The sequence below is a fragment of the Nocardia crassostreae genome (genome assembly GCF_001613405.1).
In the GTDB taxonomy this organism is placed as follows: domain Bacteria; phylum Actinomycetota; class Actinomycetes; order Mycobacteriales; family Mycobacteriaceae; genus Nocardia; species Nocardia crassostreae.
In genome coordinates, this window is record NZ_BDCH01000028.1 from 1 (window position 1) to 24185 (window position 24185).

Consider the following 24185-nt stretch of genomic DNA (forward strand, 5'->3'; position numbering starts at 1 on the left):
TTCGGAATTCGACGCCATCGCCGAATCCGAACGCCGCCGCCCCTTCGAGCTGAGCCGCGGTCCGGCGCTGCGCATCCTGCTGCTGTCGGTCCCCGGTTCCGACACCCGTCGCCTGATCCTCACCGCTCACCACATCCTCATGGATGGCTGGGCGGTCGCGGTGTTCTTCACCGAACTGCTCGCCGTCTACCGTGCGGGCGGATCCGCCGACGGCCTGCCCAAGCCGCGCCCCTACCGCGATTACATCGCCTGGCTGGCCGGTCAGGACCGGGCCGCCGCACTGGGTAAATGGGTGGACTACCTCGGCGTGCTGGGCGGTCCGCTCATGATCGCCGACGGCGCCCCCGCGGCGCGCGGCAGCGCCGTCCCCGAGAAGACGAAGCTGCTGCTGCCCGCCGCCGAGACCGCGCGACTGCAACAGTGGGCGCGCGCCAACGGCTTCACCCTGAACACCGCCGTCCAGTTCGCCTGGACCGTCCTCCTGGGCCGTCTCACCGACCGTCGCGATATCGTCTACGGCACCACGGTTTCCGGCCGCCCCGAACACCTTCCGGGCGTCGAGCAGATGATCGGCCTGTTCATCAACACCATCCCGGTCGCCCATCACATCGACCGCGACAGCAGCGTCGTCGAGCAGTGCGCCCGCCTGCAACGCGACTGCGCCGCCATGCGCGACGCCGGATACCTGAGCCTGTCCGAAGTGCAGCGCGCCGCCGGTCACGGCACCCTCTTCGACACCCTCTTCGTCTTCGAGAACGCACCCATCGACGACGCCATCCAGCAGGTCACCACTCCCGACGGCGCGGTCTTCCGCCCCACCGAAATGGAAAGCCTCGCCCACTACCCCCTGACCGTCGTCTCCCACCTCAGCGGCGCCGACCTGCTCGTCCTGATCGAAGCCATCCCGGAAGCGCTACCGCATTTCTCCTCCGCCGACCTCGGCGAGCGCCTGCTCGGCCTACTGCGGCAACTCCCGGAAATCGGTACGGCCACACCGGATTCCCTGGATGCACTCACCATGGCCGAACGCGCCGAACTCGCTCTGGGCGCGGCCAGCCGCACTGCGAACGGAACCGCATCTGGTCCGAGCGGCGCTCTGTCGGATCGCAACGGCGTTCTGACGGGCCCGGGTGCAGGTCTGGGCGGAGTTGTCGACGCGTCGGCCGCGGGCGGCGATCCGGGCACGGTGTGGGAGGCGTTCGAGCGGCAGGTGGCGCTGACGCCGGAGGCGGTCGCGCTGCAGACGGGAAGCGGTGCGCGCTACACCTATCGGGAGCTGCGGGATGCGGCGGCGCGGCTGGCGAATGAACTGGCGGCGCACGGCGTCGGTCCGGAAACCGTTGTCGCGCTGGTGCTGCCGCGCTCGACCGAGTCGATCATCGGTGTGCTCGCGGCCTTCGCGGCGGGCGGCGCGTATGTGCCCGTGGACATCACCTTGCCCGCGTCACGCATCGAATCGATTCTGCGACAGGCGAACCCGGCGCTGATTCTCACCGTCGAGGAATGCCGGGAACTGGCTCCGGCGGAGTCGAGCGCCCTCGTGCTCGACGATCCCGTGGTCGTGGAGCGCGTGTCGGGGCGCGCGAGTGTCGTTCCCGGGGTCTTGCGCGCCGCCGCACAGTGCGCCTATCTGATCTTCACCTCGGGCTCCACCGGCGAACCCAAGGGTGTGGCGGGCACCAATGCCGCGCTGCTGGCCTACTTCGCCGATCACCGCGATCGCGTCTACCGTCCGGCTATGGCGCGCCTGGGTCGCCCGCTGCGGATCGCGCACGCCTGGTCGCTGAGCTTCGACGCCTCCTGGCAGCCCATGGTGGGTTTCCTTGCGGGGCAGACGATTCATCTGTTCGACGCGGAGGAGATGCGGGACGCGCATCGGCTCGTCGAGGGCATGATCGCGCACGAGATCGACATGATCGATACGACGCCGTCGATGTTCGCCCAGCTCAATGCGGCTGGTCTGGTCGACCGCGAACTGCCGGTACTGGCCCTCGGCGGCGAGGCCATCGATGCCGCCCTCTGGTCCCGCCTGCGTTCCCTCGCCCCGCACGGCGGCAAGTCCGGCACGGCCGTCTACAACTGCTACGGCCCCACCGAGACCACGGTCGAAGCCGTGGTCGCTCCGGTCGCCGACTACGACACCCCGACCATCGGCACCGCGAACGCCGGAATGTCGGGCTATGTCCTGGATTCCATGCTCCGCCCGGTGCCGCGCGGCGTCATCGGCGAGCTGTACCTGTCGGGCCCGCAGCTGGCGCGCGGCTATATCGGCCGCCCCGCAACGACTTCCGACCGTTTCGTCGCCGACCCGTTCGTGCCCGGCCGCCGCATGTACCGCACCGGCGATCTGGTCCGCCGTCTCCCGCACGGTGGTTTCGGTTATCTGGGCCGTGCCGACGATCAGGTGAAGGTGCGCGGCTACCGCGTCGAGATCGGCGAGATCGAGACCGCGCTGCGGCGACTGCCGGGCGTGGACACCGCCGCCGTGACGGTCGTGCGCCGCGCGGGCGGCGCGAGCCTGGTCGGGTTCGTGGTGGGGGAGGCCGGTCGTGCCGTCGATCCGGTCCGCTCGCGCATCGCGCTGGCGGAACGCCTGCCCGCGTACATGATTCCGGCGCGCATCCTGGTGCTGCCGCAGCTGCCGACCAATGCCAATGGCAAACTCGACGGCCACGAACTCACCCGCCGCGCCGAACAGGCCCTCGCCGACACCGGCTCCGGCAGCGCCCCGCGCACCCCGACCGAGAAGGAACTCTGCGAGGTCCTGGCCGAACTCTTCGACGGCCGCACCCCCGCCCTGGACGACGACTTCTTCGCCCTCGGCGTGGACAGCATCGTCGCCATCTCCCTGGTCAACAAGGCCCGCCGCCGCGGCCTGACCCTGACCCCTCGCATGGTGTTGGCCACCCCCACCATTCGCGAACTGGCCGCCGCCCTCGACACCGCCGATCCGGTGTCCACCGCGGCGGAGGCCGCCGACTACGGTGAGATCCTCCCGGTTCCGGTCGTCTCCTGGATGTACGAGTACGGCGGCTATCGCCGCTTCACCCAGACCGCACTGTTGAACCCGCCCACCGGAATCCGGCGCGATCAGCTCGAAGCGTCACTCCAGACACTGCTCGACAGCTACGACACCCTGCGCGCCCGGCTGGCCGACACCCCGGACGGCCCGCGCCTGGTGACTCGCGCTCCCGGCGCGGTGACCGCTACTGAGATCCTCACGCAGACAACGGAACCTGCGGATCCGAACGCGGCCATCCACAGTGCTGCCCGCACCGCCAACGACCAGATCGACCCGCGCACAGGCGATATGGTGCGCGCCGTCTGGTTCACCGGCACGGGCCAGGACGATGTCCTGCTCCTGACCATCCACCACCTCGCCGTGGATGTGGTCTCCTGGCATCTCCTGCTGGCAGCCCTGACCGAAGCCTGGACCCAACTCGAATCCGGCACGCCGCCGACGGCTCTGCCCGAATCCACCTCGTACCGCGAGTTCTCCGGCCGCCTGTGGCAGCGCGCCGCCGCACCGGAAGTCCTGGCCCAGCGCGACTACTGGACCACCCAGCTCGCGGCCCCCGATCCCGCTGTCGGCCACCGCATCCCGGACCCGCGCACCGACACCTGGTCCTCTTTGCGTGTCGCCACCGCCGTCACCCCGGTCGAGGTCACCGAACGCATCCTCACGGCCCTCACCCGCGAGGAGGGCGTCCGCGAATTCCTGCTCACCGCGCTGACCATGACCATCGCCACCTGGCGTCGTGAACGCGATCAGGACCCGTCCTCCGGCGCGCTCATTGCCCTCGAAGGTCACGGCCGTGCCGACGACCTGCTCGGCGTCGACACCTCCAATACCCTCGGCTGGTTCACCAGCGTCTTCCCGGTTCGCCTCGGCGCCGGTGACGCCGTCGACATCGACCGTGCCGAGGCGGACCCGAATGCGGCTCGCGCCCTGCTGGATTCGGTTACCGCGCAGCTGTCCGCCATCCCGAATCAGGGCTTGGACTACGGCCTGCTCCGGTACGTGAACCACACCCCGGACCTGGTCTCGGCCCCGCAGCCGCAGCTGGAGTTCAACTATCTGGGCCGCGTCGACCTCAGCGGTCAGCAGCCGGGCTCCTGGTCGTTGCACAGCGGTCCGCTGAACGAGGCGCTACCCCTGGACCCGGAACCCGACCTCCCCCTGCGCTACGCCTTGGACGTCATCTCCGGCATCGGCACCACCTCTGAAGGCCCGCAGCTGACCACGAATTGGCGCTGGAGCGACGCCCTGTTCACTGCGGCCGACGCCGAGCACCTCACCGCGCTCTGGAATCGCAGCCTCACCGCACTGGCCGCGGCGCTCTGAGCCCGAGCGCCGAGCCATCGAACGTCATTACCTGCTTGCATTGCGGGTCAGTGGGTGATGAGGGTCCAGGTGTCGGGGAGGTTGGTGGTGGTCAGGCGATCGGATTCGGCGGACAGGTCTATCAGGTCGGGGCCGAGGCGGAGGTCGGTGAGTTCTACTCGGCCCCAGCGGGATGGGAGGTGGGGGAGGATCGTGAGGCGGCGGTGCGGGACATCGGGGGCGAGGCCGAGGAAGGAGCGAACGAGGAGTAAAGGGGCTGCGCTCGCCCAGGCTTGGGGGGAGCAGGAGGTCGGGTAGGGGACGGGGGCGGCGAATTTGGTTCGCGGGAAGCCGCAGAAGAGTTCGGGGAGTCGGCCGCCGAAGGCCGCGGCGGCGTCGAGGAGGCCGTCGGAGAGGCGGGTCGCGAGGTCGAGAGCGCCGGGGATGTGGCGGTAGCGCAGAAGACCTGCCACGGCGATCGCGGTGTCGTGGGGCCAGACGGAACCGTTGTGGTAGCTCATGGGGTTGTAGGCGCCCATCTTCGAGGAGAGGGTGCGCAGGCCGAAGCCGGTGTCCATATCGGGTGTGGACAGGTTCGCGATGACTTCGGCGGCGTGCTCGTCGGTGACGATGCCGGACCAGAGGCAGTGGCCGATATTGCTGGTGAGGGCGTCGAGGCGGCGTTTGTTCGCGTCCAGGGCGACCGCGTACCAGACCTTTTCGGGCAGCCAGAAGGCTTCGGCGAATTTGGTGCGCAGCTCGGCGGCGCGGTCGCGCAGGTGTTCGGCGGTCGTCGGATCGCCGAATTCCTCGGCGAGATCGGCGCGCGCGTGCAGGGCGGCGTAGACGTAACCCTGGACCTCGCACAGCGCGATGGGGGGTTCGGCCAGATGGCCCGCGGCGTCGTTGATGCCGTCGAAACTGTCCTTCCAGCCCTGATTGATGAGGCCGCGGTCGGTGGCGCGCCGGTATTCGACGAAGCCGTCGCCGTCGCGGTCGCCGCGATCGGCGATCCAGGTCAGGGCGGCGTCGGCGGCGGGAAGCAGGGCGCGGACCGCGTCCTTGTCCGCGCCCCAGCGCCGGGCCTCCGCGAGCAGCATGACGAAAAGCGGTGTGGCGTCGGCGGTTCCGTAGTACGTCTCACCACCGAGCACCGCGCCGCTGGCCGGGCCGCGGCGCATTTCGTGCATGATGCGGCCGGGTTCCTCCTCGGTCATCGGATCGACCCGCACCCCTTGCATTTCCGCGAGCTGCTGCAAGGTGCCGACGGCCAGGTTCACATCCAGCGGCAGCGCCATCCAGGCGGTGAGCAGGCTGTCGCGGCCGAACAAGGTCATGAACCAGGGCGCGCCCGCCGCCACGAACGGTCTGCCGCCGCGGGCATCGTCGTGAATCTGCAAGGCGCCCAGATCGCTTTCGGTGCGCCGCAGTACCGCGGCGAGTTTCGGATCGGTGGCGGTGATATTCGTGGCGGTATCGCGCCAGGCCGCGATCTTGCGGCTCGGCGCGCTGAATTCGACGTGCTCGCCGGGACGCAATCCGGAATGGATGGGCTGATTGCCGACCGTCGGATGCGCCACGATCTCGGTGTGCCAGCTGCCCCCGGCGGGCACCACGGCCCGCCAGGACAGCGAACCCGGCAGCACCACCGGCAGTTCCGAGGAGGACACCGCCAGCCCGCGCGCCCGGTCCGAGCGATCGTTGAGCAGCAGTTCCACATCCGCGACCAGCATTTCGGCGCGGGCATTGCCGCTACGGCCCTCCTTGACCGCGAACAGGTCCGCGAAATCGGCGTCGATATGCAATTGCAGGTCCACGGCGGTGGTTTCGCGGCCCAGATTCTCCACGGTGATGGTCTCGCGCAGCCCGTCGGCGACGAGCCGTTCCCGGATGATCAGGACCGAACTGTCGGCCGCGCCGGCCCGCGGTGGCCGGCGCAGGATGAACCGGGCGTGGAAAGCCTCCGGATTCAATACCGACAGCGGCTCCGGCCGCTGCCCGTCCAGGCGCAGTTCCCAGCGGGACAGCACGCGCGCGTCCCGATAGAACAACCCGTACGGAGTTCCCGGCTCGACATCGCCGAGCCGGTCGGACAGGCAGAATGTGCTGCCCTCCACCAGGGTGACCGCGCCCCCGACCCCGCCCAGGGCCGTCGGCTCACCACTGTTGAGAGCGGCCGGAGCCTCACCGTTCATGCAGTGCCTTCCTCCCTCGCGCCCGTCTCTGGATCGCATTCGGCGGCGGACGCGAAACCTGTTGCGTTGCTGTCGGGAACCGTTGTACGGCCCAGTGTGCGGCCTTCTCCGGTCAAGACCACTGAATCGGCCGCGAGTCCGCCGACCGTGTCGACGTGCAGTTCCGATCCCGACTCCGTGAGATCGGCGACTGTCTCGACGACGGGGCCGAGCGGCGGTGCGGCCGGACCGGGTACCCGATTCGGGACGGGGCCCGTGGCGCGTGTCGGGGTTGCGCCCGATGCCCGGATCGCCCCGGAACCCGATGCGCGCTTACGGCTCTTACCGCCGCGGGGCGCCGCCGTGCCCGGTGTCCGGCCCGCGGCCTTGCCCCGCGCCACCGGGGAGCCGGGCTTGCGCACCGCGCCGGTGGGCGCGGTCGCGCGTCCCGGACCGGTCCCCGCCGCCCGGGTGGGCTGCGGATTGGCTTGGTGCGCAGGCTCACTGGACCAGGCGTGCAGGGTGATGCGCCCGCCGCGGCGGGAGGTACGGGGGCGGAGCACGCTGCGATAGATCTCCTCGTAGTCGCGGCCCAGGGTGTCCGCGCCGAAGTGGGCGACCACGTGCTCGCGCATGACGTGCGGGTCGTAGTCCTGGACTTCCTTGATGGCAGCGGGCAATTCGTCCGGATGATCGCAGATGCGGCCGGTGACGCCGTCGACGATCACCTCGGCGACCGCACCGCCGCGCAGGGCCACCACCGGCGTTCCGCACACCATGGCCTCGATCATGACCATGCCGAAGGGTTCCTCCCAGCGCACCGGGAACAGCAGGCATTTCGCACCGGACAGCAATTCGCGCTTGGCCACGGCATCGGCCATGCCGAACATGTGATCGTGCTCGGTGAGCAGGGGCGCGACCGCGCTGTCGAAGTACCGGCGCTCCGGCGGCTCGGCGCACTTGCCCGCCAGAATGAGCGGCATCCCGACCGCGTGCGCCGCCGTCAGCGCCAGATGCGGCCCTTTCTCCGCGGTGAACCGCCCGAGGAACAGCGCGTAGTCCTGCTTCACGGGCTGGAACGGCCAATCCTGGACGCGCAGCGCATTGTGCACCCGCCCCGCCCAATTCAGATCGGGAGCCAGCGCGCGCTGCCGATCGGAGATGGCCACCAGATGCGCGTCCTGCCCGAGTTCGCGGTAGTACACATACGGATCGCCGTCCACGGGACCGTGCACGGTCACCACCGTCGGCAGTCCGAGATCGCGATAGACGGGCGTATTGAGCACCCCGGCGAAGGTGTGGTCGTGCACCAGGTCCACGCCCGAGGTCATGGCGAGCCGCTCCAGGGCGCGCCGGACCTTCAAGGCGTGCACCACTTCCGGAAACGGGTCGCCTAATCGCGCGGCCTGAATCTAGTCCCACAGGGGTAGGAAGTCTGCCTTGGTGCCGTTCTCGCCCGCGCCCAGCAGGGTGACCTGATGCCCGCGTGCGACCAGGGCGTCGACCAGATCGGCGACGACGGCCTCGACCCCGCCGTAGGCCTTGGGCGGGATAGGGGGCACCACCATGGCGATGCGAAGTTGCTCAGATTCCGGGCCGCGCGCCGGGTATTCCGCGCTCATAGCCCCTCCTTCCGGGGACACAACCGCCGGCGTCCGGATGCGGGCGCCGGTCCTCGTGACCGAACCGGGAGAAGATCGAATGCGGCTGTGCCGCAGTGGACCACCGGTCGACCCGCTCGAGGCGAATTCGCGCGGGCAGCCGGGCACACGGGTCCGACAGCACGCTCGCGGAGATGAACGCCTGGTGATCGTCGCGCCGGTTGATGCATTCGTCGCGGTGCCACCGCGCGGTCATGCGGCGTGGACGACTCAGCGACGGCGGTGAGGTCGTCACCGCTGGTCGAGCGGTGAGACCGAAATCGAAGGCACCCCGAGGCGCGTCATCGCGCTCGGCGGCCATTCGGTAATTCCACGATATAGCCCGCGATCACACCGCTAGGGCGGATCGTAATTGTTCCGGGCTTTATCGATAGAAAGTTCTCTCCAGGCCACCCGGCGGTTCGTTACCGGTACGACTTTCCGTTACCGCAGCTCAGGCGGCCACGTAGTCGACGTCGTCGTCGCCGGGGAGCAGCTCGGTCAGATCGAGCGATTCGGCCAGGGCGGAAGTCGCTGCCACGGGCAGGGATTCGGCCGCGTCGAAGACCAGCCAGCCGTCGGCGGTCCAGTGGCCGCGCGCACCGGTACGGGCCAACTGGCCGGTTTCGTATGGGTCCGTGACGAATTCGGACGCGGAATCCACCGCCGCCACCGTGAGCGCCGCGCCGCCGAGGTAGACCTCGCCGGTGACGCCGGGCGCCACGGCCCGCAGCCGTTCGTCGAGCACCAGCACCCGCGCGCCCGGAATGGGGCGCACCCGGCCGGTGCCGTCCAGCGGACCGCGCGCGGCGACGCCCGCGTATTCGGTGGCGGTATAGGCGAATCCGGCGACCGAACCCGGCGCGATACTGCGCAGCAGACCGGAAAAGATTGCCGGGCAATCGGTTCCGAGCACATCCCAGCGGCGCACGCTGGGCAGCGCCGGAGCGGGCAGATCGGCGATGGCGGCGAGGGTGTGCGCCTCGGCCACCACATGGGTGGCGGCGCTGCTCGCGATGAGCTCGCACAGAGCGGCCGGATCGGTGCGCTCGGCCTCGGTGGCCAGCACCAGGGTGGCGCCGTCGGCGAGGGCCGCCAGGAGTTCGACGGCGGCGTCGGCGCAGTCCCAGCGGGAGGCGAAGAGCCGGACCTCGGCCGAACCGAAGGCGCGGTCGGTGGCGCAGGGGCGATGGTCGGCGACCACGGCGCGGCGATCATCGGCCGCGGCGGCCAGGGCGGCGGGGCTCAGGCCGATACCGCAGCCGTCGAGGGGCAGCACGGCGCCGGTGCGCGCGGAGTCGGCGATAGTACGCAGCAGCTGCGCCAGCCCGTCCATGGAGGGCCCGGTCGCGCCGATGGCGCCGCCGTCGAGGTGCCCGTACAGCTCGGCATAAGTACGAATGTGGGCGCCGCAGCGGACCGCGGTGCGCAGCGACGGCACGCGGCGGCCACGTTCGATCAGCCCGGAGACCGCCGGTACGTCGTACAGTTCGACGCCATTGGCCCATTCGTCCACGAGTCGATGCTGCTCGACGCCGGACAGAGATTCCCGCACCACGCTCTCCATCGCTCTCAACCCCCGTACAACAACTTATGCAACCCTAACCTAACAGGGGTGGATCACGATAGCCCGCCCCATCCGGAATCGATCGCGCCACACCGTTCCGCCAGGTCGTCGCATATTAGGCTAGGCTCACCTCCCGCTCGCCCGTTTCGGGCCGGGCATCCCTGAGAAGGAGAGGGTCAACGATGAAGTCGGTCCGCAACGCACGCGGCTGGACCCGGGCGGCCGTGGCCGTCCTCGCGGGTGTGCTCACCCTCGGAATCGCGGCCTGCGGGTCCGCCTCGGACGAACCCTCCGGCAGCGGCGAACCCGTCACCATCGCGCACGCGCTGGGCGAGACCACCATTACCGGGGTGCCCGAACGCATTGTGGCGCTGGGTAATCAGTGGCTCGACACGGTGCAGGCGCTGGGCGTCACGCCGGTCGGCTACATCGACAATATCTCCGTGCTGAGCAAGAACCTCGCACCGTGGGAGCCCGAATCCCTGAAGTCGGTCAAGGCCCTCGACACCACGGGCAGCCTGCCCGAGCAGATTGCGGCGCTGAATCCGGATCTCATCCTGGCCGACGCCTTCATCGCGGATGCCAAGACCTATGGGGACCTATCCAAGGTCGCGCCCACGATTCCGGGTCTCACCAAGGAAGCGGTCACCCCGTGGGCCGACCAGGTCAACGCACTGGGCAAGGTGCTGCACAAGACCGCCGAGGCCGACAAGCTGGTGGCGGACCTGAACGCGCGCATCGACGGCATTGCCAAGAAGAACCCCGGCTTGCAGGGCAAGACGTTCATCAGCAGCTGGCTGGCCGGGCCCACCCAGCTCATGGTTCTCACCGATCCGGCCGACGGCTCCAGCCGCCTGTTCACCCAGATGGGCATGACGATTCCGCCGTCGCTGGTGGCCCAGGGCGGCACCGGCGGGCGGCTCGCGCTCTCGCCCGAGCGGTTCGACGAGCTGAATTCCGATCTGCTGCTGGCCGGTTACTCGCCGGGTCAGGACGAGAAGTACCGCCAGCTCCCGGGTTACAACGACCTGCCCGTGGTGAAGAAGAACGCCGTCGTCTTCCTGACCGTGCAGGAGATCAGCGCCGTCAACCAGCCGACCCCACTGGCGCTGCCCTACATCCTGGACAAGCTGGAACCGGCGATCGCCAACGCGGCCAAGTAATTCCATTCCCCATAGATTCGAAGGACCGCGGTTGTCGTCCCACGCCCAGACCCGTTACGCCCTGCGTCCCGGCGTCACCTGTCTGACCGTTCCCGTCGGCGCGGTGCTGTTGAACCCGCCGCACAACGAGAAGCTGACGGGCCTGGCGCCCGCCCAGATTCAGGCGCTCAAGACCCTCAACCGCGGCCCTGCCACCCTGCACGAGCTGACCGGCGGGGCCGAATCCGCCGAAGTGGCAAGCCTTCTCGATCTGCTCTCCGCCGGTGGCTGGCTCACCCGCACGATCCGCGACGGCGAGCGCGACCTCTATACGGTGCGTCCCTTCGCCACCCCTCCGGCCGCGCCCGCCCCCTCTCCCGTGACGGCGACCCTCTCCAAATTCACGGTGATCCACCGGGATTCGGAGGGTCTGGTGCTCGAGCACCCCACTTCCTGGTGCGACCTCCGCATTCACGATCCCCGTTTGCTGGCTCTCGCCGCCGGTGCGTCCCCCGCGGAACTGGGCCTGTCCGAACAGGTCTCGGCCCAGCTTGCCGCCGACCTGCATCGCGGCGGTTTCACCGCCGACCCGGACACCGAGGACGAAACCTTCACCACCCGCAGCTGGACTCCCTCGGACCTGTGGTTCCATCGCCGCAGCACCTTGGGCCCGCGCGTCCTCACCTGGGACCACTTCGGCCCCACCAAATGGGCGAAGGACACCTTCCCCCTGCCCCCGGCCCGCAAGCCCGCCTACCCGAGCGCCCCGATCGCGCTTCCCGCGCCGGATCTCGAAACGCTGAGCATCGCGGACCCCAGCCTGACCACGGTCCTCGAGGATCGCCGCTCCACCCGCGCCTTCGATGAGGCGAACCCCATTACCCTCGCTCAGCTGTCCGAACTCCTCTACCGCACGGCGCGCACCCGCTCGATCGAAACCACGCCCGACGGCGAGGAACTCCCCTCGCGCCCCTACCCCTCCGGCGGCAGCGTCCACGAACTGGAGCTCTATCCCGTGGTCCGCCACGTCGCGGGCCTGGCCCCCGGCATGTACCACTACGACTCCTTCGACCACACCCTGTGCCTGATCGACCCCGCCGATTCGCCTGCGGTCCAGCGTCTTCTGAAAACCACCTCCGCCACCCTCGCCGATGCGGCCGAACCCCAACTGGTTCTGCTGATCGGCGCTCGGGCGGGCCGGGTCATGTGGTCCTACGAGGGCGTCCCCTACGCCAACATCCTCAAGCACGTCGGCGTCCTCATGCAGACCCTCTACCTGGCGGCTACCGCAATGGGTTTGGGCGCGGTGGCCCAGGGTTTCAGCGACACCGCCGCCTTCACCACCGCCACCGGCGTCAACGAACTGGAAGAATGCAACGTAGGCAGCATGATCGTCGGCACCCCCGCTACGCCGAGGTAGGCAGCAGCGGCGTGCGATGTGTCATTGTCACCCCCGCCTGGAAATATCACCCGCATGACGGCGAATGGGGATGATGTTCGCGCGGTTGCATTCTCGCTCCCGGAAACTCGGGAATTGGTGGAGTGGAACATGCCGACCTTCCGAGTAAAGGGCAAGCTGTTCCTCACCCTCCCGGAGGGCGAAACCTCCATGGCGGTCCGCTGCCCCATCGCCGACCGCGACGAACTCGTCCAATCCGAACCCCATAAGTTCTGGATCGCCTCTCATGAGGCCTACAACGCCTGGGTCCGAGTCCGGCTGTCCGCATTGGATGATCGCGACGAACTGGAAGCCATCATCGTGGACTCCTGGCAGCTGGCCGCGCCCCCGCAATTGATCGAGAAACATCGAGGTCTTTGACCCGCCCGTGCGGCGAAAACTCGGCAAACGGGTTAAGCTCCGCCGACCGTTTGATGCGCCGAGAGTGATGGGGCACCCTGCATGACTACGTCGAGGGACTGGGGCAACGAGGTCTTCGAGACCTTGAAATGGCTCGCAATAGCGTTCTCGATCATCACGATCGCATTTGTGGCGATCGCGGCGGTGCTGTTGCGGTACACCCAGTGGGGTAAGCAGTTCTGGGCGATCACGGGCGAGTATTTCCGGGGGCCGCAGGCGCCGCGGGTGTGGGCGTTCCTCGCGATACTGATCTTCCTGACGGTGTTCGGCGTGCGGCTGAACGTGTTGTTCTCCTACTGGAGCGCCGATCTCTACGATTCGTTCCAGACCGGTGCGGCGGCGCTGGGTTCGGGGGATGCGGAAACGCTCGACGTGGCGCGGGACGCGTTCTGGAGCGCGATGGTCCTGTTCGCCGTGCTGGCCACGATTCACGTGGCGCGGGCCATGGTGTCCATTTACCTGTCGCAGGTTTTCGATATCCAATGGCGAGAATGGCTGACCGACAATGTCACCCATGACTGGCTGGGGGAGCAGGCGTTCTATCGCGGCCGGTTCATCGACAACACCATCGACAACCCGGATCAGCGCATCGAATCCGATATCACCAAGTTCGCGACCTATGCCCGGACCCTGACCCTGGGCGGCGGTACCGCGAACGGTGCGGTCGGCGCGGTGGTGACCGTGGTGTCGTTCACCAAGGTGCTGTGGGACCTGTCCGGCCCGATTTCCTTGCTCGGCATAGAGATCCCGCGCGCCATGTCGTTCCTGGTGATCATGTACGTGCTGATCACCTCGGTGGTGGCGTTCTGGATCGGCCGCCCGCTGATCCGCCTGAACTTCCTCTACGAACGCGTCACCGCCAACTTCCGCTACGCCCTGGTGCGATTGCGCGACAGTTCCGAGAGCGTCGCCTTCTATCGCGGTGAGCGCGTCGAGCAGCGCGGTCTAATGGAGCGCTTCGCCGCGGTCGTCCGCGTCCTCTGGCAGAAGCTCTACCGGTACCTCAAGTTCACCGGCTGGAACTTCTTGGTCAACCAGACCTCGGTGGTGTTCCCCTACCTCATTCAGGCGCCGCGATTCTTCGACGGCCAGATCAGCCTCGGCGGCATGCAGCAGACCGGCCGGGCGTTCGGCGAAATCCACGCCGCCCTGTCGTTCTTCCGCGAGGCGTACGACACCTTCGCCGAATTCCGCGCCTCCCTCATGCGTCTCGACGGCCTGATCACCGCCAGCCGCGAATCCCGCGACCTGCCCAAGATCACCAATGTCGAGCTGGCAGATGCCCTGGAGCTCGACGACATCACCGTGCGCCGTCCCGACGGGCACGTCCTCGTCGCCGATCTCGAGCTGCGCCTGGTCCCGGGCGATGCCCTTGTGGTGAAGGGTGTTTCGGGCAGCGGCAAGACGACCCTGCTGCGCACCCTGGCCCAGATGTGGCCCTACGGTTCGGGCACCGTGCGCGATCCGGGCGGCGACGAGACCCTGTTCCTGTCACAGGTGCCGTACCTTCCGCTCGGCGATCTGCGCACCGTGGTCAGCTACCCCGCGGATCCGGGCACGATCGACGACGACACGCTGCGCGCCGCGCTCACCAAGGTGCATCTCGGCCAGCTCGTGAACCGTCTCGACGAGGAAGCGGACTGGTCCAAGATCCTATCCCCGGGTGAGCAGCAGCGCCTCGCGTTTGCGCGCGTGCTGTTGACCAAGCCCGCGGTGGTGTTCGTGGACGAGGCCACCTCGGCGGTCGACGAGGGGCTCGAGCATTCGCTCTACACCCTCGTCCGCACCGAACTGCCAGCCCTCATCCTGGTGAGCGTCGCGCACCGCAGCACCGTGGACCAGTTCCACACCAAGCGCCTGGAACTCGACGGGAACGGCCCGTGGCGGCTGGAGCCCTTGCAGCCGGTCACCACGAAGGCGTGACCGGCTCCGGGCCCGTCAGAGCGTGACGCGCTGGTCGGGCGGCAAGTACGCCTTGTCGCCCTCCTTCACCCCGAAGGTCGCGTAGAACTGCTCGATATTCCGGACGACCTGGTTGCAGCGGAATTCGCCGGGGGAGTGGGGATCCCCCTGTAGCTGCTGCTCGAGGGATTCCGGGGTCCGCTGGATGCGCCAGATACGGCCCCAGGATTCGAACATGGGGCGCAGGTCGGGATTGTCGGTGCCGCCGCGCTTTTCGGCAATGCCGTAGGCGGCCAGGGCAATGCCGAGGCCGCGCAGGTCGGCCAGGTTCTCGCCGACGGTCAGTGCGCCGTTGACGTGATCGTCGGCGGGCAGACCGGTCGGTACTAGGGCGTCGTACTGCGCGATGAGCTGTTTGGTCTTGACCTCGAACGCGGCTCGGTCCTGTGGGGTCCACCAATCCTTCAGATTGCCGTCGCCGTCGTACATCGAACCCTGATCGTCGAAGCCGTGCCCGATCTCGTGGCCGATGACCCCGCCGATCCCGCCGTAGTTGACCGCCGCCTCGGCCTCCGCGGAGAAGAAGGGCTCCTGCAGAATGCCCGCCGGGAAGACGATTTCATTGCGCGTCGGATCGTAATAGGCATTGACGGTCTGCGGCGGCATACCCCATTCGGTCCTGTCCACCGGCTCGCCGAGTTTGCCGAACATTCGCTTGTCAGTGAAAGCCTGCACGGCGAGCAGGGATTCGACCAGTTTGCCGCGCGTAATGGACAGCCCGGAGTAGTCCTCCCACTTATCCGGATAGCCGATCTTGGTATTGATCTTGTCCAGCTTCACGATGGCCGCGGCGCGGGTATCGGGCGACATCCAGGTCGAATTCTCGAAGTCCACCCGGTAGGCGGCCATGAGATCGCCCACCAGCCGCTGCACGGCATCCTTGGAATCCGCCGGGAAGTATTGCGCCACATACTGTTTCCCGAGCAACTGGCCGATGTTCTCGTTGACGGTGTCGATGGCGGTCTTCCACCGTTCCGGTCGCTGTTCGAGCCCGTTGAGCGTCTTCTCGTAGAAGTCGAACTGCGCGTCGGCAATGGCGGCGGGCAGATACTCGGCCCAGGTGCGCACCAGGGTCAGCCGTAGATAGTCCCGCCAGGTGTCGATATCCACCTCGCCCCACAGCCCGGCCGCGGCGGTGACATAGGAGGGCTGGCGCACCAGTACCGCGTCGAACAGTTCCCGCGGCCGGTCTGTATGCCCGGCCAGCCACCGATCCCACTCGAACCGCGGTCCCAGCGCGGTCAATTCGCTCCAGGAGAGCTTGTTGTACCCGGCCTGCGGATCCCGCAGTCGGACATTGTCCCAGAATCCGGCGGCGATCCGCTTCTCCAGCTCCAGCACCCGCCGCGCCATCCCGGCCGGATCGCCGAATCCGGCGCCGGTGGCTATCCGCTCCAGGAACTTCTCGTACCCGTCGAGGATGTCGGCGAACTGCGGATCCCGGTAGTACTGCTCCTCCAGTCCGAGCCCGGACTGATTGATCTGCGCGATATTCCGGCTGGCATCCCGGTCGTCCACACCCACCATGAGCCTGAACAACCCGTCCACCGGCAGCGCGCCCATGGCGTTCGCGAGCTCGGGCTTCCCGGCGGCGGCGTCGATGCGCGCGAGCCGGTCCCGCAGCGGCGTCATCCCCAGCTTGTCGATCTCGCCGGTGTCCAGGACCCCGTCGTACAGATCGCGGATCTTCTGCCCATCGGTCCCGGCTCCCGGATCGCCGATCCCCTCCACGAGCCCGCGCAATTGCTGCTGCGTCCGCTCCTCGACCTCGGCGAATGTGCCGTAGGAGGTCTTGTCCGGCGGCAGCTTGTAGTTGTCCAGCCACTTCCCGTTGACGTATCGATAGAGGTCGTCCTGCGGCCGGATGCCCGGATCTGATCCGGACATATCGGGCCCGGTGAGCGCCTTGGGCTTGTCCGGGGAACAAGCGGCCGCGGCGGCGACGAGTGGAACGAGGCCCAGGGCCTTCAGTAGAGTACGGCGGTCAAGAGCGTACGAACGCTCGGTCAACGCGAATCTCCTCCGACGGATTTCGGATATTGCTCTGACGTAGCTGAAGATGTTCGACGAACTCGGGCCGACGCTAATCGACCACTCTGAGGAAGACCTGAAACCCGCGCGGTGCGCCCCGCGGGTCCCCTCGCGGGTGACTCTGCCCACCCTGATTTGGGCGCCACCTGCGGTTTCGCTACACTAGACCGGTTGCCTGCGGGAGCTGTACCCGCAATCCGGCCGCGAACCCACAGTGGTTGATCATCTCTGATGCTCCGAAAACCGCTGGCAGGCGCGCGTTTGGGTGGCAACTGACCATGCCCGTCGGGTCGGCAATCCGGCGTGCATTACGTCCAGGTCTAGGAGGAGCTGAAGTGATTCAGCAGGAGTCGCGACTGCGCGTCGCCGACAACACGGGTGCGAAGGAAATCCTCTGCATCCGCGTGCTCGGTGGTTCGGCGCGTCGCTATGCCGGTATCGGTGATGTCATCGTCGCCACCGTGAAGGACGCCATCCCCGGCGGCAACGTCAAGAAGGGCGATGTCGTCAAGGCTGTCGTCGTGCGCACCACCAAGGAGCGCCGCCGTCCGGATGGTTCCTACATCCGTTTCGACGAGAACGCCGCGGTGCTCATCAAGGCGGACAACGATCCGCGCGGCACCCGCATCTTCGGCCCCGTCGGCCGTGAACTGCGCGACAAGCGCTTCATGAAGATCGTTTCGCTGGCTCCGGAGGTGCTCTGACCATGAAGGTGCACAAGGGCGACACGGTCATCGTCATCTCGGGCAAGGACAAGGGCGCGAAGGGCAAGGTCATTCAGGCCTTCCCCGCGACCGGCAAGGTCCTGGTCGAGGGCGTCAACCGCATCAAGAAGCACGTCGCGAATTCCGCGAACCAGCGTGGCGCCAGCTCGGGCGGCATCGTCACCCAGGAAGCGCCGATCCAGGCCTCCAACGTGATGGTTGTCGACTCCGACGGCCAGCCGACCCGCGTGGGTTACCGCACGGATGAGAACGGCAAGCGCGTTCGCATCTCCCGTCGCAACGGGAAGGACATCTGAGATGACTTCGACCGATAACAAGGTGCAGCCGCGCCTGAAGGCGCGCTACCGCGCCGAGATCAAGGACGCGCTGCAGAGCGAGTTCAACTACGACAACGTGATGCAGATCCCGGGTGTCGTGAAGGTCGTCGTGAACATGGGTGTCGGCGACGCCGCCCGTGACGCGAAGCTGATCAACGGCGCGGTCGCCGACCTCACCCTGATCACCGGCCAGAAGCCCGAGATCCGCAAGGCCACCAAGTCCATCGCGCAGTTCAAGCTGCGTGAGGGCATGCCGATCGGCGCGAAGGTCACCCTGCGCGGCGACCGCATGTGGGAGTTCCTGGATCGCCTGATCTCCATCGCGCTGCCCCGTATCCGCGACTTCCGCGGCCTGTCGCCGAAGCAGTTCGACGGCAACGGCAACTACACCTTCGGTCTCTCGGAGCAGTCGATGTTCCACGAGATCGACGTGGACAAGATCGACCGTCCGCGCGGTATGGACATCACCGTGGTGACCACGGCGACCAACAACGAAGAAGGCCGCGCGCTGCTCAAGCACCTCGGCTTCCCGTTCAAGGAGAACTGAGCACATGGCTAAGAAGGCTCTGATCAACAAGGCCAACGCCAAGCCGAAGTTCGCGGTGCGGGCCTACACCCGTTGCCAGCGCTGCGGCCGTCCGCACGCTGTGTACCGCAAGTTCGGCCTGTGCCGCGTGTGCCTGCGCGAGATGGCTCACCGCGGTGAGCTGCCGGGTGTGCACAAGTCCTCCTGGTAAGTCCCCCAAGACTTTTCGCCTGTCCCGGCCACCCGTTACGTGGCCGGGCCGGGCGGACAGAAACGGTTCTCCGGGTAACCGGGGAGCACAAACCCCACTTCGTTGTAGGCCCACGATCGCTCCTGAGAACGGTGCTGAATGGGAACCGCGGCGAGAAAGGTAAACGGTCAAAAACATGACCATGACTGATCCCATCGCAGACTTCTTGACCCGTCTGCGCAACGCCAACTCGGCGTACCACGATCAGGTGAAGGCGCCGCACTCGAAGATCAAGGTGAACATCGCCGAGATCCTCAAGCGCGAGGGCTACATCGCCGACTACCGCATCGAGGATGCGCCGGTCGGCAAGAACCTGATCGTCGACCTGAAGTACGGCCCCAGCCGCGAGCGCTCCCTGCAGGGTGTGCGCCGCGTCTCGAAGCCGGGTCTGCGTGTGTACGCGAAGTCCACCAACCTGCCCAAGGTGCTGGGTGGCCTCGGCGTGGCGATCATCTCCACGTCCAAGGGCCTGCTCACGGACCGTCAGGCCAAGCAGCAGAGTGTGGGCGGGGAAGTCCTCGCCTACGTCTGGTAAGGGAGGTAGGAACAATGTCGCGTATCGGTAAGAAGCCGATTCCGGTTCCCGCCGGCGTCGAGGTGACCATCGACGGCCAGAACGTCACGGTGAAGGGTTCCAAGGGCACCCTGTCGCACGTGGTCGCGGAGCCGATCACCATCAACAAGGCCGAGAACGGCGAGCTCGAGGTCGTTCGTCCGAACGACGAGCGTGGCAACCGCTCGCTGCACGGCCTGACCCGCACCCTGATCAACAACATGATCATCGGTGTCACGCAGGGCTACGAGAAGAAGATGGAAATCTTCGGCGTCGGTTACCGCGTGCAGCAGAAGGGCTCGGACCTGGAGTTCGCGCTCGGCTACAGCCACCCGGTTCCGGTCGTTGCCCCCGAGGGCATCACCTTCAAGGTCGAGGCGCCCACCAAGTTCTCGGTGTCCGGCATCGACAAGCAGGCGGTCGGTCAGATCGCCGCGGTCATCCACGGCCTGCGCAAGCCCGACCCGTACAAGGGCAAGGGCATCCGCTACGCCGGTGAGGTCGTTCGCCGCAAGGTCGGAAAGACGGGTAAGTAAGCCATGGCACAGACTGAGAACCAGAAGGCCAAGCGCAAGCCGCTCGGCAAGGATGCTTCGACCGCACGTCGTCTGTCCAAGACGCGTCGTCACTTCCGTCTGCGCAAGAAGATCGTCGGAACCTCCGAGCGTCCGCGCCTGGTGGTCAACCGTTCCTCGCGCCACCTGCACGCCCAGCTGATCGACGACTCGGCCGGCAAGACCATTGCCGCCGCGTCCTCCATCGAGGCCGATGTGCGTGCGCTCGAGGGTGACAAGTCCGCCAAGGGCGCCAAGGTCGGCGAGCTCATCGCCGCCCGCGCCAAGGCTGCCGGTGTCGAGGCGGTCGTGTTCGACCGTGGTGGTCACGACTACCACGGCCGCATCGCGGCGCTCGCCGATGCCGCTCGCGAAGGTGGGCTGAAGTTCTGATGATCAACACTGCGAATGGAAGGAACGTCTGATGCCGGGACGTCAGCGGCGTGACGGCGGAAACGGTCCCGCCGGACAGAATGGCAGCAATGATCGTGACGGAGGCCGCGGCGGACGCCGTGGCGATCGTCGCGACCAGCAGCAGGCCGAGAAGACCAACCAGCTCGAGCGCGTCGTCGCCATCAACCGCGTCTCCAAGGTCGTGAAGGGTGGTCGTCGCTTCAGCTTCACCGCCCTCGTGATCGTCGGTGACGGCAACGGTCTGGTTGGCGTCGGCTACGGCAAGGCCAAGGAAGTTCCCGCGGCCATCCAGAAGGGCGTCGAAGAGGCTCGCAAGAACTTCTTCCGCGTTCCGATGATCGGCTCCACCGTCACCCACCCGGTTCAGGGTGAGGCGGCGGCCGGTGTGGTCATGCTGCGTCCGGCCTCGCCGGGTACCGGTGTGATCGCCGGTGGCGCGTGCCGTGCCGTGCTGGAATGCGCCGGTATCCATGATGTTCTGGCCAAGTCGCTCGGTAGCGACAACGCCATCAACGTCGTGCACGCCACCGTTGCGGCTCTGAAGATGCTGCAGCGTCCCGAAGAGGTCGCCGCTCGCCGCGGTCTGCCGATCGAGGACGTGGCCCCGGCCGGCATGCTGCGTGAACGCGCGGGACAGGGAGTCTGATATGGCACAGCTGAAGGTGACCCAGGTCAAGTCCAGCATCGGCGCCAAGGCGAATCAGCGGGAGTCGCTGCGCACCCTCGGGCTGCGCGGCATCCGCAAGTCCGTGGTGCGCGATGACAACGCGCAGAATCGCGGCCTGATCAACGTCGTGCGCCACCTCGTTCAGGTTGAGGAGGTCCAAGCATGACCATCAAGTTGCACCACCTGCGTCCTGCCCCCGGTGCCAAGACCGAGAAAACCCGTGTGGGTCGCGGTGAAGGCTCCAAGGGCAAGACCGCGGGCCGCGGTACCAAGGGTACGAAGGCTCGCAAGAATGTTCCGGTCCGCTTCGAGGGCGGTCAGATGCCGATTCACATGCGTCTGCCCAAGCTCAAGGGCTTCACCAACCCGTTCCGCACCGAGTACCAGGTCGTGAACGTGTCGGATATCGCCCGCGTGTTCCCCGAGGGCGGCACGGTCGGCAAGGCCGAGCTGGTCGCGAAGGGCCTCGTTCGCAAGAACGAGCTCGTGAAGGTGCTCGGCGAGGGCGAAATCGGTGTGGCCGTTCAGGTTTCCGCCGACAAGTTCTCCAGCTCCGCCACGGAGAAGATCACCGCGGCCGGTGGCACTGCCACCGTACTGGCCTGACGGTAGGCTGAATAGCAGATGGCACCGGACGAGTGAAGAGCTCGTCCGGTGCCACTGTTAGAGTTCAAGTGTTGTCTGCCAACACCGTCATGGGGATCGGCGCTCTCTTATCGCTGAAGCCATGGCCCTGACCCATGTCGTTAGCCAGGAGGATGTGTGCTTTCCGCCTTCGTGTCGGCTTTCCGGACCCCGGACTTACGGTGGAAGATTCTCTTCACGCTGGGCCTGATCGCGCTCTACCGCGTAGGTGCCGCACTGCCCTCCCCGGGCATCGATTACAAAGCAATTCAAGAATGCGTTGACCTGGTCAACGGCGGTGACTCCGCCGGTATCTACCAGCTCATCAATCTTTTCTCCGGCGGCGCGCTGCTGCAGCTTTCGGTGTTCGCGATCGGCATCATGCCCTACATCACGGCGAGCATCATCATTCAGCTGCTGACCGTCGTCATTCCGCGGTTCGAGGAACTGCGAAAAGAAGGCCAAGCGGGTCAGACCAAGATGACCCAATACACCCGGTACCTCTCGATCGCGCTCGCGGTCCTGCAGGCGACGGGTCTGGTGGCACTCGCTGCGCGCGGTCAGCTGCTGCGCGGATGCCCCCAGGACATCCTGGCCGACACGTCCATCTTCGGCATGATCATCATCGTGCTGGTCATGACCGCGGGCGCGGCCCTGGTCATGTGGTTCGGCGAGCAGATCACCGAGCGCGGTATCGGCAACGGCATGTCGCTGCTGATCTTCGCCGGTATCGCGGCCCGTATCCCGGCCGAGGGCAAGCTGATCTGGGACAGCGACGATTCCCGCATCAAGTTCACGCTGGTCTGCCTGGCTGCGCTGGCGGTCATCGTCGGCGTCATCTTCGTCGAGCAGGGTCAGCGCCGCATTCCGGTGCAGTACGCCAAGCGCGTGGTGGGCCGCAAGATGTACGGCGGTTCCTCGACCTATCTGCCGTTGAAGGTGAACCAGGCGGGCGTCATCCCCGTCATCTTCGCCTCCTCGCTGCTGTATCTGCCGAACCTGCTGGCACAGCTGACGCAGAGCACCTCGGGCGATCCGGCCAAGTGGCAGGAGCTGATCCAGAAGTATCTGGTCAACCCCTCCAACCCGGTTTACGTCACGGTCTACTTCGCCATGATCGTGTTCTTCACCTACTTCTATGTCGCGATCACCTTCAATCCCGAAGAGCGCGCGGACGAGATGAAGAAGTTCGGCGGCTTCATTCCGGGCTATCGCCCCGGTAAGCCCACCGCCGATTACCTGAACTACGTGCTCAGCCGGATCACGCTCCCCGGCTCGATCTACCTCGGCGCGGTTGCCGTGCTGCCGAACGTGTTCCTCAACTTGGGCAACAACACCGGTGTGCAGAACCTGCCGTTCGGCGGTACCGCGGTGTTGATCATCGTGAGCGTCGGCCTCGATACCGTGAAACAGATCGAGAGCCAGTTGATGAACCGAAACTACGAAGGGTTCCTGAAGTGAGACTCGTACTGCTCGGACCGCCCGGCGCCGGTAAAGGCACCCAGGCCGAACTGTTGTCGGAAAAGCTCGGTGTTCCGCACATCTCCACCGGGAATCTCTTCCGCACCAACATTGCCGAGAAGACCGCGCTCGGTCTCGAGGCCCAGCAGTACCTGGATGCGGGCAACCTGGTGCCCTCCGAGGTCACCAACCGCATGGTCGAGGCCCGCATTGCCGAGCCGGACGCCACCAACGGCTTCATCCTCGACGGGTACCCGCGCACGGTCGATCAGGCCGAGGCGCTGGAGAAGATGCTCAAGGATCAGGGCCGCGCGCTCGATGCCGCGCTCTGCTTCGTGGTGCCCGAGGACACGCTGGTGGAGCGCATGCTCGCCCGTGGCCGCGGCGACGACACCGAAGAGGTCATCCGCAACCGCATGCGCGTCTACCGCGACGAGACCGAACCGCTGCTCGATCACTACGACGGCCTGGTCGTGACGGTCGACGGCGTGGCCGAGGTGGACGAGGTCAATGCGCGGGCGCTGAAAGCCCTGGGTCGCTGAATGGTCTTCGGCCGTAAGAGCAAGAAAGTGGTGCCTTTCCGCACCGCCGGTGAACTGGACGCCATGGCGGCGGCGGGCGCTGTCGTCGGCCGCGCCCTGGTGGCGGTGCGCGCCGCCGCCAAGCCCGGCGTCTCGACCCTGGAACTCGACGAGGTCGCCGAGCAGGTGATTCGCGAGGCCGGTGCGGTCCCGTCCTTCAAGGGCTACCACGGCTTCCCGGGTTCGATCTGCTCCTCGGTCAACGACCGTGTGGTCCACGGCATCCCGTCCAAGGACGACATTCTTGCCGAGGGCGATCTGGTGTCCATCGACTGCGGCGCCATTCTCGAAGGCTGGCACGGCGATTCGGCGTGGACCTTCGGCGTGGGCACGATCATCGAGGCCGATCGGCTGCTGAGCGAGGCCACCAAGCTGTCCATGGAGGCCGGTATCGCCGCCATGCTGCCCGGCAATCGGCTGACCGATGTCTCGCACGCCATCGAACTGGGCACCAAGGCCGCCGAGGCCGCGCACGGCCGGGCCTACGGCATTGTCGACGGGTACGGCGGGCACGCCATCGGCCGCGAAATGCACATGGACCCGTTCCTGCCGAACGAGGGCAAGCCGGGCAAGGGCCCGGAACTGCGCATCGGTTCGGTACTGGCCATCGAGCCCATGCTCACCCTCGGCACCACCGAAACCAAGGTGCTGGAAGACGATTGGACCGTCGTCACCATCGACGGCTCGCGCGCCGCGCACTGGGAGCACACGGTCGCCGTCACCGAGGACGGCCCCCGCATCCTCACGCTGCGCCCGGAGTAGTTCGGCAAGATCGACTCGCACACACCCGCCCCGTTTCGGGGCGGGTGTGCTCG

At 67.0% G+C, this 24185-nt stretch carries 22 protein-coding genes and 1 pseudogene; 18 read left to right on the top strand and 5 right to left on the bottom strand.

Annotated features, from left to right (window positions below; genetic code table 11):
• Positions 1-4345: non-ribosomal peptide synthetase (locus tag NC4_RS26875; protein ID WP_067543771.1), on the top strand; the 4345-nt coding region annotated here is incomplete at its 5' end.
• A 47-nt stretch (positions 4346-4392) separates the two neighbouring features.
• On the opposite strand, the gene NC4_RS26880 is transcribed toward NC4_RS26875, so the two are convergent.
• The 4 genes and pseudogenes from NC4_RS26880 to NC4_RS26895 form a co-directional block, all read right to left on the bottom strand.
• Positions 4393-6519, bottom strand: a complete 2127-nt coding sequence (locus NC4_RS26880) for an amylo-alpha-1,6-glucosidase (RefSeq protein ID WP_067543773.1) — start codon at positions 6517-6519, stop codon at positions 4393-4395.
• A gap of 521 nt (positions 6520-7040) precedes the next feature.
• Positions 7041-8120 (bottom strand): annotated as a pseudogene (locus NC4_RS39400) (glycosyltransferase family 4 protein); the annotation flags it as partial.
• Positions 8083-8460 (bottom strand): hypothetical protein, encoded by a 378-nt coding sequence (locus NC4_RS26890; protein ID WP_157555246.1) that lies wholly within the window; start codon positions 8458-8460, stop codon positions 8083-8085. The gene NC4_RS26890 and the pseudogene NC4_RS39400, both read right to left, overlap by 38 nt.
• 132 nt (positions 8461-8592) lie before the next feature.
• The gene (locus NC4_RS26895) at positions 8593-9696 is read right to left on the bottom strand and encodes an AMP-binding protein (RefSeq protein WP_218021309.1); all 1104 of its coding nucleotides are present in this window, start codon (positions 9694-9696) and stop codon (positions 8593-8595) included.
• Between the two features lie 191 nt (positions 9697-9887).
• On the opposite strand from NC4_RS26895, the gene NC4_RS26900 reads away from it, so the two are divergent.
• From NC4_RS26900 to NC4_RS26915, 4 genes are all read left to right on the top strand, one after another.
• Positions 9888-10868 (top strand): ABC transporter substrate-binding protein, encoded by a 981-nt coding sequence (locus NC4_RS26900; RefSeq protein ID WP_067543778.1) that lies wholly within the window; start codon positions 9888-9890, stop codon positions 10866-10868.
• Positions 10869-10899: 31 nt separating this feature from the next.
• Positions 10900-12267 (top strand): SagB family peptide dehydrogenase, encoded by a 1368-nt coding sequence (locus NC4_RS26905; RefSeq protein WP_245721946.1) that lies wholly within the window; start codon positions 10900-10902, stop codon positions 12265-12267.
• Positions 12268-12321: 54 nt separating this feature from the next.
• Positions 12322-12666, top strand: coding sequence for an MmcQ/YjbR family DNA-binding protein (locus NC4_RS26910; RefSeq protein WP_067543782.1), 345 nt, complete (start codon positions 12322-12324; stop codon positions 12664-12666).
• 81 nt (positions 12667-12747) lie between these two features.
• Positions 12748-14628 (top strand): ABC transporter ATP-binding protein/permease, encoded by a 1881-nt coding sequence (locus NC4_RS26915; RefSeq protein WP_067543784.1) that lies wholly within the window; start codon positions 12748-12750, stop codon positions 14626-14628.
• A gap of 15 nt (positions 14629-14643) precedes the next feature.
• Here the strand turns inward: NC4_RS26915 and NC4_RS26920 are convergent, their stop codons facing one another.
• A complete protein-coding gene (locus tag NC4_RS26920) occupies positions 14644-16677 on the bottom strand; it encodes a M13 family metallopeptidase (protein ID WP_084529819.1) in 2034 nt (677 codons plus the stop codon).
• A 356-nt stretch (positions 16678-17033) separates the two neighbouring features.
• Between NC4_RS26920 and rplN the strand changes: the two genes are divergently transcribed.
• The 13 genes from rplN to map all read left to right on the top strand — a co-directional run bounded on the left by rplN (position 17034) and on the right by map (position 24132).
• Positions 17034-17402 (top strand): 50S ribosomal protein L14, encoded by a 369-nt coding sequence (rplN, locus tag NC4_RS26925; RefSeq protein ID WP_067543786.1) that lies wholly within the window; start codon positions 17034-17036, stop codon positions 17400-17402.
• A 2-nt stretch (positions 17403-17404) separates the two neighbouring features.
• Entirely contained in the window at positions 17405-17719 is a 315-nt protein-coding gene (gene rplX, locus NC4_RS26930) for a 50S ribosomal protein L24 (protein WP_067543788.1), read from the top strand.
• A gap of 1 nt (position 17720) precedes the next feature.
• On the top strand, positions 17721-18287 hold the full coding sequence (gene rplE / locus NC4_RS26935) for a 50S ribosomal protein L5 (RefSeq protein WP_067543789.1): 567 nt from the start codon (positions 17721-17723) through the stop codon (positions 18285-18287).
• A 4-nt stretch (positions 18288-18291) separates the two neighbouring features.
• Positions 18292-18477, top strand: coding sequence for a type Z 30S ribosomal protein S14 (locus NC4_RS26940; protein ID WP_029923637.1), 186 nt, complete (start codon positions 18292-18294; stop codon positions 18475-18477).
• A gap of 175 nt (positions 18478-18652) precedes the next feature.
• The gene (rpsH, locus tag NC4_RS26945) at positions 18653-19051 is read left to right on the top strand and encodes a 30S ribosomal protein S8 (protein WP_067543791.1); all 399 of its coding nucleotides are present in this window, start codon (positions 18653-18655) and stop codon (positions 19049-19051) included.
• A gap of 14 nt (positions 19052-19065) precedes the next feature.
• Positions 19066-19605 carry a 50S ribosomal protein L6 gene (gene rplF / locus NC4_RS26950; RefSeq protein ID WP_067543793.1) on the top strand — a complete coding sequence of 180 codons (540 nt, stop codon included), beginning with the start codon at positions 19066-19068 and terminating at the stop codon, positions 19603-19605.
• Positions 19606-19608: 3 nt separating this feature from the next.
• The gene (gene rplR / locus NC4_RS26955; RefSeq protein ID WP_067543795.1) at positions 19609-20016 is read left to right on the top strand and encodes a 50S ribosomal protein L18; all 408 of its coding nucleotides are present in this window, start codon (positions 19609-19611) and stop codon (positions 20014-20016) included.
• A 31-nt stretch (positions 20017-20047) separates the two neighbouring features.
• A complete protein-coding gene (gene rpsE, locus NC4_RS26960; protein ID WP_067543798.1) occupies positions 20048-20683 on the top strand; it encodes a 30S ribosomal protein S5 in 636 nt (211 codons plus the stop codon).
• A gap of 1 nt (position 20684) precedes the next feature.
• The gene (gene rpmD / locus NC4_RS26965; RefSeq protein WP_067543800.1) at positions 20685-20870 is read left to right on the top strand and encodes a 50S ribosomal protein L30; all 186 of its coding nucleotides are present in this window, start codon (positions 20685-20687) and stop codon (positions 20868-20870) included.
• The gene (gene rplO, locus NC4_RS26970) at positions 20867-21310 is read left to right on the top strand and encodes a 50S ribosomal protein L15 (RefSeq protein ID WP_067543802.1); all 444 of its coding nucleotides are present in this window, start codon (positions 20867-20869) and stop codon (positions 21308-21310) included. Before rpmD ends, rplO begins: the two co-directional genes overlap by 4 nt.
• Positions 21311-21466: 156 nt before the next feature.
• Entirely contained in the window at positions 21467-22789 is a 1323-nt protein-coding gene (gene secY / locus NC4_RS26975) for a preprotein translocase subunit SecY (protein ID WP_067543804.1), read from the top strand.
• Positions 22786-23331 (top strand): adenylate kinase, encoded by a 546-nt coding sequence (locus NC4_RS26980; protein ID WP_067543806.1) that lies wholly within the window; start codon positions 22786-22788, stop codon positions 23329-23331. Before secY ends, NC4_RS26980 begins: the two co-directional genes overlap by 4 nt.
• Positions 23332-24132, top strand: coding sequence for a type I methionyl aminopeptidase (gene map / locus NC4_RS26985; RefSeq protein WP_067543808.1), 801 nt, complete (start codon positions 23332-23334; stop codon positions 24130-24132).
• Positions 24133-24185: the final 53 nt, after the last annotated feature.